This is a genomic window from Haemophilus sp. SZY H53 (genome assembly GCF_054332375.1).
Genome location: NZ_JBTGNV010000007.1, coordinates 1 through 14,498, shown reverse-complemented (window position 1 = coordinate 14,498; position 14,498 = coordinate 1). Strand labels below are relative to the sequence as shown.

Annotated in this window: 11 protein-coding genes and 3 tRNA genes; 6 read left to right on the top strand and 8 right to left on the bottom strand. The window is 39.1% G+C overall.

Translation table 11 applies throughout. The features are described 5' to 3' along the window. Positions 1-46 precede the first annotated feature (46 nt). The 3 genes from mrcB to erpA are packed head-to-tail and all read right to left on the bottom strand — an operon-like array spanning position 47 to position 3,173. A complete protein-coding gene (gene mrcB / locus ACXVWB_RS07590; protein WP_289902081.1) occupies positions 47-2,446 on the bottom strand; it encodes a penicillin-binding protein 1B in 2,400 nt (799 codons plus the stop codon). 24 nt (positions 2,447-2,470) lie between these two features. Further along, positions 2,471-2,824 carry a YacL family protein gene (locus ACXVWB_RS07585; RefSeq protein ID WP_172622034.1) on the bottom strand — a complete coding sequence of 118 codons (354 nt, stop codon included), beginning with the start codon at positions 2,822-2,824 and terminating at the stop codon, positions 2,471-2,473. A 1-nt stretch (position 2,825) separates the two neighbouring features. Continuing rightward, a complete protein-coding gene (gene erpA, locus ACXVWB_RS07580) occupies positions 2,826-3,173 on the bottom strand; it encodes an iron-sulfur cluster insertion protein ErpA (protein WP_049357392.1) in 348 nt (115 codons plus the stop codon). A gap of 125 nt (positions 3,174-3,298) precedes the next feature. Between erpA and map the strand changes: the two genes are divergently transcribed. Together map and glnD are read left to right on the top strand one after the other, a co-directional pair. Continuing rightward, the gene (map, locus tag ACXVWB_RS07575) at positions 3,299-4,102 is read left to right on the top strand and encodes a type I methionyl aminopeptidase (protein WP_128787403.1); all 804 of its coding nucleotides are present in this window, start codon (positions 3,299-3,301) and stop codon (positions 4,100-4,102) included. Positions 4,103-4,163: 61 nt separating this feature from the next. Next, positions 4,164-6,749 (top strand): bifunctional uridylyltransferase/uridylyl-removing protein GlnD, encoded by a 2,586-nt coding sequence (gene glnD / locus ACXVWB_RS07570; RefSeq protein WP_289902082.1) that lies wholly within the window; start codon positions 4,164-4,166, stop codon positions 6,747-6,749. Between the two features lie 45 nt (positions 6,750-6,794). Here glnD and torD read toward each other — a convergent pair whose 3' ends face one another. From torD to hemL, 5 genes are all read right to left on the bottom strand, one after another. Next, on the bottom strand, positions 6,795-7,373 hold the full coding sequence (torD, locus tag ACXVWB_RS07565) for a molecular chaperone TorD (protein ID WP_289902083.1): 579 nt from the start codon (positions 7,371-7,373) through the stop codon (positions 6,795-6,797). Then, positions 7,366-9,825, bottom strand: a complete 2,460-nt coding sequence (torA, locus tag ACXVWB_RS07560; RefSeq protein WP_289902084.1) for a trimethylamine-N-oxide reductase TorA — start codon at positions 9,823-9,825, stop codon at positions 7,366-7,368. The genes torD and torA overlap by 8 nt, the downstream gene beginning before the upstream one ends. An 11-nt stretch (positions 9,826-9,836) precedes the next feature. Next, complete coding sequence (torC, locus tag ACXVWB_RS07555) at positions 9,837-11,012, bottom strand: pentaheme c-type cytochrome TorC (RefSeq protein WP_289902085.1); 1,176 nt, start codon at positions 11,010-11,012, stop codon at positions 9,837-9,839. Positions 11,013-11,031: 19 nt separating this feature from the next. Beyond that, the gene (locus tag ACXVWB_RS07550) at positions 11,032-11,166 is read right to left on the bottom strand and encodes a hypothetical protein (protein ID WP_049368002.1); all 135 of its coding nucleotides are present in this window, start codon (positions 11,164-11,166) and stop codon (positions 11,032-11,034) included. A gap of 294 nt (positions 11,167-11,460) precedes the next feature. Continuing rightward, on the bottom strand, positions 11,461-12,744 hold the full coding sequence (gene hemL, locus ACXVWB_RS07545; RefSeq protein WP_289902086.1) for a glutamate-1-semialdehyde 2,1-aminomutase: 1,284 nt from the start codon (positions 12,742-12,744) through the stop codon (positions 11,461-11,463). Between the two features lie 121 nt (positions 12,745-12,865). On the opposite strand from hemL, the gene wecA reads away from it, so the two are divergent. The 4 genes from wecA to ACXVWB_RS07525 all read left to right on the top strand — a co-directional run bounded on the left by wecA (position 12,866) and on the right by ACXVWB_RS07525 (position 14,394). Beyond that, on the top strand, positions 12,866-13,930 hold the full coding sequence (gene wecA, locus ACXVWB_RS07540; RefSeq protein WP_289902087.1) for a UDP-N-acetylglucosamine--undecaprenyl-phosphate N-acetylglucosaminephosphotransferase: 1,065 nt from the start codon (positions 12,866-12,868) through the stop codon (positions 13,928-13,930). Between the two features lie 181 nt (positions 13,931-14,111). Further along, positions 14,112-14,188: transfer RNA gene (locus ACXVWB_RS07535), tRNA-Arg, on the top strand. A 30-nt stretch (positions 14,189-14,218) separates the two neighbouring features. Beyond that, positions 14,219-14,294, top strand: a tRNA-His gene (locus ACXVWB_RS07530). Between the two features lie 23 nt (positions 14,295-14,317). Next, positions 14,318-14,394 (top strand) — tRNA-Pro (locus tag ACXVWB_RS07525). Positions 14,395-14,498 lie beyond the last annotated feature (104 nt).

Below are 14,498 nucleotides of genomic sequence, written 5' to 3'. Positions count from 1 at the left end.
TAGGCGCTTTATGGCGATATCAAAGTGCGGTCAAAAATAAGCGAGTTTATTGAGTGGGTGCGGCTTCTTCAACAGGCGCTTTATTATCTAACACATCCCATACACTTTCTTGTTTTGGTGATTCTGGTTGTTCAGGTTGTGGCGATTGTGTAGTCTGCGCCGCTGTAGCAGTTGCCGTACTCGTCGTTGGCGCAGACGCACAGAAGTTTTGATCTTTATTTATCCACACAGGGATTGTCCGACTGCTACCACAACTCCAACTGCCGTAAGCATTAATGCCAACCCATTTAATCGTAGAAGGTTGTCCGAGTTTTAGTTTTTCAATAACGACACGGTTTAAATAATCTTTATAGATTTGTAATGCACCTGAGGCTCCCGTCAATTTGGTTTCACCGTTATCATCACGACCTAGCCAAATGGTGCTGACATTTTTACCATCAATACCGACAAACCACGTATCACGGGCATCATTGGTGGTGCCTGTTTTACCTGCAAGACGAAGATCCGCGTAATCATTTTGTAAGCTACGCGCGGTACCACGTTCTACGGTTTGTTGCATCGCATACAAGGTTTGATAAGCCGCTTCTCTCGGTACCACTTGATCCGGCACCGTATTGTGTTCGTAAATAATATTCCCTTGGCGATCAGCAATGCTTTGAATGGTACTTAACTCAATTTTGCCACCTTGATTTGCAATGGTTTGATAGAGTTTGGTCACATCATAAGGTGAAATACTATAAGAACCAAGCAAGGTTGCAGGTACTTTTGGAATCGCTACATTATCCCAGCCCATGGCTTTTTGCGTATTGATCACTTTGCTTAAACCGACTTTCATCCCAATATTTACCGTTGGAATATTCATCGAGCGAGCAAGGGCATCCATCAACATCACCGAACCGCTGTATTTGCGATCGTAGTTACGAGGTTGCCAAGGTTGGCTACCTTTAACATAAATCGTGATTGGCTGGTTTTGAATTGGCGTATTTAAACGAAATTGTTCCGGATTCATCAGTGCGGTCAAATAAATGGATGGTTTTACCAAAGAACCAATTTGACGTTTTGACATTAACGCACGGTTAAATCCGGCATATTCTGTTTGTAATCCACCTACGACAGCACGTACTTCACCCAGGTGATAATCCGCCACAATCATGGCACCTTCAAGGTGTGGATTTTTGGTTTGTAGTTGTAAATGATTGACCGTATTCACCACAGCATTTTCAGCTTGTTCCTGTTGTTTTAAATCCATAGTGGAGAAAATACGCGCACCAAGTAGCGCAGAGGTTTTATTTTCCCCTAATTGACGGCGAAGATCGGCTTGCAATGTTTGAATGAAAGCAGGGTATTTACGAGAAATTTGACCTTTAGCTTGCACGCCTAATGGACGTTTACTCAACATCTCATACAACTCATCCCCAATCATTTGGTGATCAAGCATCAGTTTTAACACCACATTTCGGCGATCGAGTGCATATTGTGGATTTCGCCATGGATTATAAAGGGATGGACCTTTCACCATGCCGACTAAAAGGGCAATTTGGTCAAGGCTAATTTCACGGATGGAGCGACCAAAATAGAATTGGCTCGCCAACGCAAAACCGTGAATTTGAATATCACCATTTTGACCAAGGTAAATCTCGTTCAGATAGGTTTCTAAGATACGGTTTTTATCATATCGCCAATCTAACACCAATGACATTAAGGCTTCATTGGCTTTACGTGTCAGGGAACGTTCTCTGGATAAAAATAGGTTTTTAACTAATTGCTGAGTGAGTGTACTGCCGCCTTGAACCGTTTGACCAGCTTTAATATTGGCAATCATCGCTCGCACAATACCCACTGGATTAATCCCGTTATGCTCATAAAAGCGGCGATCCTCTGTGAGTAATAAGGCATCGATGAGTAAGCGAGGGTATTGTTGTAATGGGATCGCCAAACGATCTTCATTATCTGATTCCAACATGGCAATTAATTTAGGCGCAAGACGGAATTCATCAACGGCTTTTACGTTGACCAAGTCTTCAATACGAGAAAGTTTGTTATCGGTAAAACGTAAACGTAATACACGTTGTGGCTCTGGTTTGTCAGGATAAGGGAACGCACGACGAAGTAACACGATGGTATCCTCTTCGAGCTTAAAATCTCCCGGTGCTGCAATCATTGTGGTTTGACGGTATTCGTTATCGAGTAAGATTTGAATCACTTCGTCAAAAGAAAGGTTATCAGAAAGTTTTACGCTTTCTAAACGACTATACACTTCTGCCGGTAAACGCCAAATTTGGCCATCCATTTTTGAGCGAATTTGCCAGTCTAAATAGCCACCATAAAATACAGCAAGCGTCCCTAAAGTAAAGGCTGCTTTAGCTAAAAAGATTTTACAAGAACGTCGCTTATCTGGCGCTTGTGTTTCTTGTTGTTCAGGAGAGGTGTTTTCCGTTTCCGACATAATAGTTAGCTTCAGAGAATGAGGTTAAGCAATAAATTCAAAATAGGCATTAAGAAAGTGGATGAAGTCTGTTGTACCGCAGAAGGCGATGCTTTCTTCATCATAATAATGGAAGTCGTCTTCTAAAATTTCATCTGTTTCAATCGCAAGGTTATTGGCGCGAATCATCACTTCATCGGTATTGATAAAAAGGGTGTATTCTGAACCAATTAACGTGACTTCATCATTATTTTTAATCTGCTCACAGGCAGAAAGTGCGGTCAAAAACGCTTGAGGATTTGACCGCACTTCTGAATTAAACCAATTGGCTAGCGCAATGTGTTCCATTGAACATTTGGCGTGCACATTGCCTAGATAATAGGTAAATTGAAAATCCATATTAAATGCTGAATGACGAACCGCAACCACAGGTGCTGGTTGCATTAGGATTGTTCACCACAAAACGAGAACCTTCTAAGCCTTCAGTGTAATCCACAGTACCGCCAATTAAGTATTGTAAACTCATTGGGTCAATCACTAATTGCACACCGGATTTTTCAATAGTTAAGTCACCTTCATTAACTTTATCATCAAAGGTAAAACCATATTGGAAACCACTACAGCCACCACCGGTGATGTACACGCGTAATTTTAATTCGTTGTTTTCTTCTTCGCTAATTAAACTTTTTACTTTATTGGCTGCCGCATCAGTAAAAGTTAGCGGCACGGCCATATCTAAATCTGACATATCTCTATCCCCACTTTCCTAAAAATAATCCTTGTATTATCTAATAACCTGTTAATTCATTCAAGATTTTTCACGGAATTAGTGCTATTATATGCGAATAAATCAGAATTAAATAAGGAGAAATAATGGGCATTCCATTAAGAACGGAAGAAGAAATTGTTAAGTTGCGTGAAGCGTGTAAATTAGCGTCCGATGTTTTGGTCATGATCGAACCTTATGTCAAAGAAGGGGTGACCACAGGTGAATTAGATCGCATTTGTCATGATTACATGGTGAATGTACAAAAAGTGATTCCTGCTTGCTTAAATTATCATGGTTTCCCGAAAGCAACCTGTATTTCTATAAATGAAGTAGTTTGCCATGGTATTCCAAGCGACGATAAAAAATTAAAACAGGGCGATATTGTCAATATTGATGTGACCGTAATAAAAGATGGTTATTTCGGTGATAACTCTAAAATGTATGTCGTGGGAGAAACCAATATTCGTAGCCAAAAATTGGTTGAAGCGGCACAAGAAGCGCTTTATGTGGGATTACGTACGGTTAAGCCTGGTATTCGTTTAAATGAAATTGGTAAAGCGGTACAAAAATATACGGAAAGCCAAGGTTTTAGCGTGGTGCGTGAGTATTGCGGCCACGGTGTGGGAACTGAATTCCACTGCGAACCACAAGTGTTGCACTATTATGCTGACGATGGTGGTGTGATTTTAAAACCAGGTATGGTATTTACCATTGAACCAATGATCAATGCGGGTAAAAAAGAAGTGCGTTTAATGGGCGATGGTTGGACGGTAAAAACCAAAGACCGTAGCCATTCAGCGCAATATGAACACCAAATTGTGGTGACCGAAAATGGTTGTGAAGTGATGACAATTCGCGATGAAGAAATTGCGGAAGGCCGAATTCAACGTATAATGAATAATCTTTAAATTCAGCTAAAAGCCTACGATAGTGGGCTTTTTTTATAATTGTTTTGTTTGTGGAATACCTATGCTTTTTCCTTATCATTTCGATTCTCCACTCACGCCAAGTGCGGTCAAAATCCAGCGTGAAAATTTGAAGGAATTTGAACGTCAGCATTTTGCTGATTATTCCATTTTTAATCTGATCGCTAACCGAACACAGTTTTATGATGATTTGTTAAAACAGCTTTGGCAGCAATTTGAATTAGATAAAGCTCATCTCACCTTAATTGCAGTAGGAGGTTATGGCAGACAAGAAATCTTTCCTTTATCTGACCTAGATGTTCTTATTCTCTCAAAAGAAGAAAGAGAGTCTGAAACAGAAGAAAAAATTGCTCAGTTTGTGCAGTTCTTGTGGGATTGTGGATTCGACGTAGGGCATAGTGTTCGTTCTTTGGAAGAATGTGAAAAGGAAGGTAAACAAGACATTACCATTGCAACCAATTTGCTTGAGTCCCGTTATTTATCGGGAGATGTATCGCTTTTCAATGCGTTAGGTGAAATATTGAAAAAGCCAGATTTTTGGGCGGTAAAACCATTCTTTGATGCTAAAGTTCAAGAGCAAATTGAACGTTATCAGCGTTATCACAACACCAGTTACAATTTAGAACCTGATTTAAAATACAGTCCTGGTGGCTTGCGGGATCTTCACCTTTTATATTGGATCGCCTTACGTCATACCGGAGAAATGACCCTTGATGGCATTTTGGAAAGCGGCTTTATTTACCCATCAGAATACCAACAATTATTAGAAAGCCAAGAATTTTTATTCAAAGTGCGGTTCGCTTTACACTTGATTTTAAAACGTTATGACAACCGACTGCTGTTTGATCGTCAAATTAAAGTGAGCGAGAAGCTTGGTTTTGAAGGCGAGGGAAATCGTGGTGTCGAAAAAATGATGAAACGTTTTTTCCAAGCTTTACGCACGATTTCTCGTTTGACCGATATTCTAATTAAGCATTATAAAGCGCATTTTTTATCTTCAAACGGAGAGGAATCAGTTCACCATTTGGATGACGGTTTTGAAATAGTGAATCAAAGTTTGCGTTTACGTAAGGAAGACGTGTTTTTACGTTCACCGGATCGTATTTTGGATCTTTTTTTCTATCTTACGCAGCATGAACAAGCCGAAATTCATTCTTCAACATTACGCCAATTACAGATTGCGTTGGAAAGTTTGACACAGAAATTATGTGATATTCCTGAAGCAAGAGAGAAGTTTATTCGGTTATTTAATCAACCAAAAGCGATTCAGCGAGCATTCCTCCCAATGCACCAATATGGTGTGTTAACGGCTTATTTGCCACAATGGCAGGGGATTGAAGGCTTGATGCAATTTGATCTCTTCCATATTTACACGGTGGATGAGCATACCTTGCGAGTGATGTTGAAATTGGAAAGTTTTTTAGCCGAAGATGAGGCAGAATCACATCCTATTTGCCATCAAATATTTACTCAAATTCCTGACCGCACTTTGCTCTATGTTGCCGCACTTTTCCATGATATAGCGAAAGGGCGAGGGGGGGATCATGCGGAGTTAGGGGCTGAAGATATCGCTGACTTTGCTCGTTTGCATGGTTTTGATCGTCGAGAAATTGAAACAATGATCTGGTTGGTAAAAGAGCATTTGCTCATGTCAATTACCGCACAGCGTCGAGATATTCATGATCCGGAAGTCGTGATGAACTTTGCGGAAAATGTGCAAAATCGTGTTCGTTTAGATTATCTTACTTGCCTGACTGTTGCGGATATTTGTGCGACAAATTCGACTTTATGGAATAGTTGGAAACGTTCTTTGTTTGCTTCGTTGTATGATTATACGGCTCAACAATTCCGCCAAGGGATGGATTTGTTATTAGATAATGAAGAAAAAATCCTTGAAAATCGTCAATTGGCGTTGGCAATTTTATCCGAAGAACAACCAGAATTATCGGAAGAGAAAATTTCAGCGTTGTGGCAACATTGCCCATCTGATTATTTCTTACGAAATAGTCCAAAACAAATTGCGTGGCATACCGAGTTATTAGCTGAATTTGATGGTGAAGTACTCGTTAAAATCAGTAATTGTTTTTCTAGCGGTGGGACTGAAATTTTCGTTTATTGTCCCGATCAAGCTAATTTGTTTAATAAAGTGGCCTCAACCATTGGTGCGAAAAAATTCAGTATTCATGATGCGCAAATTTTGACATCCGATGATGGCTACGTATTCGACAGCTTTATCATCACAGAATTAAATGGTGAGTTGGTTCGTTCAGAACGTCGCCGAGAATTAGAGACGGTATTAACCTCTGTTTTATTAGGCGAAAAATTGCCGTCAATGTCTTTTGCAAATAATCGACAGTTGCAACACTTCACCGTAAAAACAGATGTACGTTTTTTGAAAGAAACTAAAAAAGAGCATACCGAATTAGAAGTAGTGGCTTTAGATAAACCCGGTTTATTGGCTCAAATTACTCAAATTTTTACCGAATTAAAACTTAATATTTGTAATGCAAAAATCACGACAGTAGGAGAAAAGGCAGAAGACTTTTTTATTTTAACAAATGAGAAAGGCACAGCATTAACCGAAGAGGAAAGAGGATTATTAGAAAACGTTCTCTATGAATGCTTATAATATGAAATAAAAAAGTGCGGTTAAATTTAACCGCACTTTTGCTATTTATTGAATATCTTTTTTAAGAAACAATACGAATAATTCAATAAGAGAAGGGTAGAATTGGCTTTTCAATTTTACTTTCTGACTTTGTTGTTGAAATAAATCCATCCAACTAAGTAAAACAATTTGTGCAAATTCTTTTTGTTTCTCGTTATTTTGATCTTCAATGAGCTTTATAAAAATACTCAATAGCACTCCAATATGATCACTTGGTTCATTCTGCGCTTTATTCACTTTGAGCTTGTAGTGTTGCATATAACCATCTACAAGTGAGAGTGCTTTTGAAAGTTCTTCATCTTGTAAATAAGCTGACATATAAGGAATTGCACTTAAGCTTCCTTCTAACAAGAAGCAATGAGTAAAATCTGCAGCAAGTTCAAGTTGATCGTATTGCAATGATTTTAGTGCATTACGCAATGCATCAACTTGCTGTGAAAAGCCCATTTCTCCTAAAAGCTCAAATAAGCTGTCGAAATGCCCATTTTGATAATAAGAAAGTTGCTCTTGGGTAAGCTCTTTGCTTAACAAAGAGCCCATCCATTGATAAATAAATGCTCGTTCTTGATTATCTAAATTAAGCATCTTCTATTGCTCCGCTAAAGCCATTTGGTTTTGGTGCAACGCCTTGGTATTTTTCGACATTGACTAAACAAGTATTAGCAGATACAGCTTGAGCAAGCATCGAGCTACCGATATCTAATGTCATGGTATTTGGGTCACCATAGGTATCAATTGCACCGATTTCAGCACCTTCTGGAGAGTACCATGCCCCTTCTTGTAAACGTACAACGCCACTTGGGAAGTTATCAGAGATATGCGCACCAACAATAGCTTGTCCACGGTCATTAAATACGCGTAGAAGATCACCATGTTGAATCCCTAATTTTTCTGCATCTTGTGGATTCATGAATAGTGGCTCACGTCCTTGAATGCTGTAGGTTTCTCTAAGCTCTTTAGACTCACAAAGTTGTGAGTGAAGACGTTTATCTGGGTGAACGGATTGTAGCCAGAATGCAAATTTATCTGAATTAGGGCCACCATGAGAACGCTCGGCTTTTTCAAACCACATTGGATGCCCTTTACAGTCGGAATAACCGAAACTCGCAATTTTATTACTGTAAATTTCAATAAAACCTGATGGGGTACCTAATGCATGCAGTTCTGGATCATCACGGAAATCAGCATGTCTTACCCAAGGTTTACCCTCTGGGAACATGACATAGCCTTTTTCCCAGAATTCTGCAAATGGAGGCATATCAAATTTGCCTTTGTTTTCTTTTCGGCAATCTTCATATAATTTTTCAACCCATTCCATTTCATCCATATTGCGACAATATTCTTTTTCTTTGCCAAAACGGCGGCAGAGTTCTTTAAAAATCTCGAAATCTGGTTTGGATTGATACAGTGGGTCAACTAATTTTTGCATTGCGATAATGCCACGGTTGCTATAAGAACCGTAGGCATCAATATCGTTACGCTCAAATGGCGTACAGGCTGGTAATACAATGTCGGAGAATCGACAAGTTGCAGTCCAACTGTAATTGATCGACACAATCGTTTCTAACGCTAAAAAGGCTTTTTTCATTTTATTGCGTTCAGACTGTCTATGCCACTGATTACAACCAGTAAAGATAGCCATTTTATAAGGTGCATAAACCACTTTGCTACCATTGTAGTTAATGGTTTCACCTGGATATAACAGCGAATCAGTGACACGGGCGCAAGGTAAAACTGCACTGTAGCCTTTATAGTCTGTATTATTATATTTTGGTGTTTGATCCTCATCTAAGTTTAATGGGAATGCACCAGGCATAGCCGCACCAGATTCTGGAATACCAATAGAGCTATAATGGTGAGCATAACTAATTCCACCACCAGGTAAGCCAATTTGACCTAACATCGCGGCTAAAACAGCACCTAACCAATAAGGTTGTTCACCATGTTGTTGACGTTGAATAGCCCAACCAAAAATAAGTTGAGTACGTTTGCCTGCAAGCATGTGGGCAAACTCACGAATGCGATCAGCACCCACGCCACAAATATTTGCTGCCCACTCTGGTGTTTTTTCAATGTGATCTTCAGTTTGACCAAGTAAGTACGGCACAAATTTTTCAAAACCAACGGTGTAAACATCAATAAATTTTTTATCGTATAGCCCTTTGGTGTAAAGCTCATGCGCAATAGCCAGCATAAACGGCACATCAGTTTGTGGGTTAATGTACTGTTGTTCACAATTTAAATAACGTTGTGTTTTCGTTTTAACAGGGTCAACGCTAATCACGTTAATTTGCTTATTCGCGATTTTTTCTTTTAACATTTCCAAGTAAGCATAGGCCTCATGGGTTTCACAGTTCCAACCTACTTGTAAGTTTTTAACCGGATCGCTTGCCCAGAAAATGATGTTTTGACTTTCTTTTAAGATAATTTCCCAAGAAGTACCTTGAGAATAAACCTCAGTTGAACCTAATACATAAGGCAAAATCACTTGACCGGCACCAGTTGAATAATCGCCCGCTGTGCTAACACTGTTTCCGTGCATCGCAATCGCACGAATCATATGGTTACCGCAGCTATGGAATTGTCCAGTTGAACGCCAACCTACGTTACCTGTATGTAATGCCCAAGGACCATAATTTTGCTGAATGCGTTCTAGTTCTTCGTAGAAGAGATCTAAGGCTTCATCCCAAGTGACACGAACAAAGCGGTTATCGCCACGAGAAGTGCGGTCGCTTTTTCCTTTATTTTTGAGCCAATCTAAACGTACCATAGGGTAGCGAATACGTGATTCGCTATAAATAAGCCCTTTGATACCATTGATCATTTCTGTTGGGTATTTATCTAACTCAAAAGGTTTTACATCAACGACTCGACCGTTTTCTACTTTGGCACGAATTGCCCCCCAGTGAGAGCCAGTAATTTTCCATTGAGTAATATCTTCATCTGTTGGTGTTTTTGCGACTAACCAACTAGGCATTGCGCACGCAGCACCCATAAGAGATATATTTTTTAAAAATTGACGACGTGTTTGTAACATAATGATATCTCCTATTTTCCTTCTTCTTTCTTAGGTGCGGTATCTGAAGCATGTAATTGTAAATAACGTAGGACTTCTTTACTGGTTGCTTCATCAATATTTGTGAAACCAACCATTCCTTTAAATAGACCAATCCAGGTGTTGGAATCAAAATGATCAACATGTGGCTGTCTATGACAAGTACTACATTGTGTTTTATAAACGTTTTCTGCCGCTTCCCATACGGTATTTACATCGCTAATTAATTGATTTTTTGCAATCCATACCGGTAATTTCACTTTTTGCCAAGTTAAGCCCGTTAATGGATCTTCTTTGGTTTCTAAGACGGTATATTGCGGTTCAGACTGCATAAATTCTTTTGTTAATACCGCATCAGTAATATTTTTACCAAATTGGTTATACCAAATGCGTCCAAATCCTTTGTCTTTACGCCACATCACCAATTCAACAAGATCACCTTTATCGGTGGATTTTACTGCATTAACTGGAGCGGCTGTTTCGAGATGACCGATATTTTGAGTCAACGATTCATCTGCAAATAATGGCACAATGGCTTTCGCATAGTATTGTTGAGATGGTTTAATATCACTCACTACGAATGCTTCAAATTTAGATGTGTTGCCAGCATCTGCTTTTTTAGCTGGTAAGTGGTGAGCGATACCTTTATGACAATCGACACAGCTTTGATTACGTTCTGCAGCTGGTTTCATGGCTTTTTGTGCCGCTTTAGACATTTTTTCAAAGTTCATGCGATCGTAACTATGGCAATTTTTACACTCTTTAGAGCCATTTGCAGCAAATCTCGCCCATTCGCGTTCTGCCATTTCTGCGCGATGTTCTTCAAAAGAGCCTTCTTCATTATATTTACCGCTCAATTCTGCCAATACTTCGCGGCTTGCTTGCATTTTACGTGCATATTTTGCGGTTTTGTCATGTGGCAAGTGACAATCAGGGCAGGTTGCACGTACGCCACTGTTATTGCTCCAATGTACAGTTTGTTTAAGTTCTTCAAGAGGTGTTTCCATTGAATGGCAACTCACACAAAACTCTTCTGTGCTTGTCGCATCCATGACATTATTAAATTGTTGCCAAGCAATTGCACCTGCTATAAAACCAAGCGTAACGAGTACACCAAGTCCAATTCGGTTAGATGGTTTCAGAAAAAATGACTTTATTTGTTTTTTCATTTTTGGCTCCTTATATTGACTAAGCGGTTGGTAAACCAATTACATATAATTGTAAGAACCAGACAATAAAGCCATATAACCCCACACTCATTGCCATACCTAAAGGTAAAATAATAAATAATAAAAGTAGTAATTTTGAGATATCGCTTCTCATTGATGATTGATTCATCGCTCCCCCCCCCCCTATATGTTCATATTTACATACTTATTTTTAATTAGCGGGCAATATTATCATACGCTAGTGAAAAAAAAAGTGATTTATATCAAACTTTATTGATTAAATAGAATTTGCATCCTTCTTTTGGGTAAAAGACGTTTTTTTATACTTTAAGTGTTTTTAGAGCAGAGAAGGGATAGTTGAGAAAATAAAAAATGCTGATTTTCTATAAAAATCAGCACTTCATTAGTTTGGCTAAAATACGGTGAAAATTAACCGCACTTTTATATTTTAAGCCACTGCTGCAAATGCAATATCAGCGGCAGCAAGCGTTTTTTCAATGTCTTCATTTGTATGTGCTAAAGACATAAAGCCCGCTTCAAAAGCAGAAGGCGCAAAATAAACGCCTTGATCGAGCATTTTATGGAAGAACACTTTGAATTTTTCGGTATCACATTTCATGACTTCTGCATAAGAGGTAACTTGTTTTTGGTCAGTGAAGAAAATGCCAAACATGCCGCCTACATGATTAATCACAAATGGCACATTATGTTTTTGAGCTAATGCTTTTAAGCCATCACAAAGTTTTGTGGTTAATTCTGCAAGGTGTTGCTCGTTACCTGCTTTTTTCAATTCAGTTAAACAGGCTAAACCTGCCGCCATTGCAATCGGGTTACCAGAAAGGGTACCCGCTTGGTAAACCGGACCGGTCGGTGCAAGGTGTTGCATAATCACTTTTTTACCACCCACTGCACCAACAGGCATACCGCCGCCAATGACTTTCCCTAATGTAGTGAGATCTGGTGTGACTCCATAATAAGCTTGTGCACCTGCAAGTGAAACACGGAAACCCGTCATGACTTCATCAATAATGAAAAGTGCACCATATTGGTCACAAATTTCACGAATGCCTTGTAAGAAACCTTCTTTTGGTGGAATACAGTTCATGTTGCCTGCGACAGGTTCAATAATCACACAAGCGATGTCGTTAGGAAATTCTTCAAATAATTTTTTAACAGAATCAAGATTGTTATATTCTGCTGTTAATGTATGTTTTGCAAAATCTTCAGGCACACCTGGTGAGCTTGGTTGACCAAGTGTTAACGCCCCCGATCCTGCTTTTACTAGAAGTGAATCAGAATGGCCGTGGTAACAACCTTCAAATTTTAAGATTTTGCTTCTATTTGTATAACCACGCGCAAGACGGATTGCTGTCATGGTTGCTTCAGTACCTGAACTTACCATACGAACCATTTCAATAGATGGCACAATTTCACAGACTAATTCCGCTAAATCAATTTCAGAGGGGGTTGGTGCACCAAAGCTTAAACCATTCTCCGCTGCTTTTAATACAGCATCTAAAATAGCAGGGTGGTTGTGACCTAAAATCATAGGCCCCCAAGAACCCACATAATCGATATATTGTTTGCCTTCAGTATCGTAAATATAAGCGCCTTTGGCTTTTTGAATGAATACAGGTGTACCACCTACGCCTTTAAAGGCACGAACAGGAGAGTTTACGCCACCAGGAATAACTTCTTGTGCACGAGAGAAAAGTGCGGTTGATTTTGTCATGATTTGAATCCTTATATTAATAGTAAGCATATTGTACTAAAAAACTGAATTTGAGAAAAATCTTTGTGTGCTGATTTTTCTTTATGTTATCCTTTGCAAAAAAATTTTTAGGATAAAAACTATGCTAAGTCTTATTGTAACTTTCTTAGGGGCATTTTTAACCTTGATTGTGATGCGACCAATTGCGAATAAAATTGGCTTGGCTGATAAACCAAATTATCGTAAGCGTCACCAAGGTGCGATCCCACTGATTGGCGGTGTTTCTCTTTTTATGGGAAACCTTTGCTATTATTTAATGGAGTGGGATCAACTTCGTTTACCTTATCTTTATATATTCAGTATCTTTATTCTACTCGCAATCGGTATCTTAGATGACCGCTTTGATATTAGCCCTTTCTTACGTGCAGGGATTCAAGCGGTTCTTGCGATTTTAATGATCGATTTAGGTAATGTTTATTTAGATCATTTAGGCCAAATTCTCGGGCCGTTCCAATTAACGCTTGGTTCTATCGGATTGATTATTACCGTATTTGCCACGATCGCAATTATTAACGCCTTTAATATGATTGATGGTATTGATGGATTGCTAGGTGGGTTGTCTATTGTTTCATTTGCTGCTATTGGTATCTTGATGTTCCGTGATGGACAAATGGATATGGCATATTGGAGTTTTGGTTTAATTGTCGCGATTCTGCCTTACTTATTATTAAACTTAGGGATTCCGTTCGGACCAAAATATAAAGTGTTCATGGGCGATGCAGGAAGTACTTTAATCGGCTTTACGATTATTTGGATTCTACTTTTAAGTACGCAAGGAAAAGGACATCCGATGAATCCAGTGACCGCACTTTGGATTATTGCTGTTCCTTTAATTGATATGGTGGCCATCATTTATCGCCGTTTACGCAAAGGAAAAAGTCCATTCCGCCCGGATCGCTTACACGTACACCACTTAATGGTTCGTGCTGGATTAACCTCTCGCCAAGCCTTTTTATTAATTACTTTCTTTGCGGCCATTTGTGCCACAATCGGGATTTTAGGCGAAGTCTTCTATATTAATGAATGGGCAATGTTTATTGCGTTTATTGTATTATTCTTCCTTTATGCTTATTCAATTACAAAAGCATGGAAAATCACCCGTTGGGTACGAAGAATGAAACGTCGCGCACGTCGTAACAAGCAATAAATGAAATAAAGAGGATAGCAATTTGCTATCCTTTTTTACGTTTTAGCATTAAAAATAAACGAATGCATAATAAATTCTATACAAATTGAACAAAAATTTATCTTTTGATATTTTTTTTCAAAAAAGTGCTAGACAAGATATTTGTAAATCATTAATATACGCCCCGCAACGACGCAGTAACGCGTTCGTAGCTCAGTTGGATAGAGCGTTGGCCTCCGGAGCCAAAGGTCGCAAGTTCGAATCTTGTCGAGCGCGCCAGAAGTCAATGCGATGAACAACAAATCAATGGTGGCTATAGCTCAGTTGGTAGAGCCCTGGATTGTGATTCCAGTTGTCGTGGGTTCGAATCCCATTAGCCACCCCATTTCTCTTGGTTGAGAAATCTGACGGCGAGTAGCGCAGCTTGGTAGCGCAACTGGTTTGGGACCAGTGGGTCGTAGGTTCAAATCCTATCTCGCCGACCAATTTATTTTTTTTGCTCTTTAACAATGTATCAGACAATCTGTGTGGGCACTTGTTGATTGACTTGTTTTAAAAATATTTTTTAATTTTGAAGTCTTAATAGGTG

What these genes read in the sequence shown, in the direction of transcription:
- hemL (WP_289902086.1), bottom strand. Translation starts at nt 12,744, where the DNA reads ATGACAAAATCAACCGCACTTTTCTCTCGTGCACAAGAAGTTATTCCT.
- map (WP_128787403.1), top strand. Translation starts at nt 3,299, where the DNA reads ATGGGCATTCCATTAAGAACGGAAGAAGAAATTGTTAAGTTGCGTGAA.
- ACXVWB_RS07585 (WP_172622034.1), bottom strand. Translation starts at nt 2,824, where the DNA reads ATGGATTTTCAATTTACCTATTATCTAGGCAATGTGCACGCCAAATGT.
- torD (WP_289902083.1), bottom strand. Translation starts at nt 7,373, where the DNA reads ATGCTTAATTTAGATAATCAAGAACGAGCATTTATTTATCAATGGATG.
- torA (WP_289902084.1), bottom strand. Translation starts at nt 9,825, where the DNA reads ATGTTACAAACACGTCGTCAATTTTTAAAAAATATATCTCTTATGGGT.
- torC (WP_289902085.1), bottom strand. Translation starts at nt 11,012, where the DNA reads ATGAAAAAACAAATAAAGTCATTTTTTCTGAAACCATCTAACCGAATT.
- mrcB (WP_289902081.1), bottom strand. Translation starts at nt 2,446, where the DNA reads ATGTCGGAAACGGAAAACACCTCTCCTGAACAACAAGAAACACAAGCG.
- ACXVWB_RS07550 (WP_049368002.1), bottom strand. Translation starts at nt 11,166, where the DNA reads ATGAGAAGCGATATCTCAAAATTACTACTTTTATTATTTATTATTTTA.
- glnD (WP_289902082.1), top strand. Translation starts at nt 4,164, where the DNA reads ATGCTTTTTCCTTATCATTTCGATTCTCCACTCACGCCAAGTGCGGTC.
- wecA (WP_289902087.1), top strand. Translation starts at nt 12,866, where the DNA reads ATGCTAAGTCTTATTGTAACTTTCTTAGGGGCATTTTTAACCTTGATT.
- erpA (WP_049357392.1), bottom strand. Translation starts at nt 3,173, where the DNA reads ATGTCAGATTTAGATATGGCCGTGCCGCTAACTTTTACTGATGCGGCA.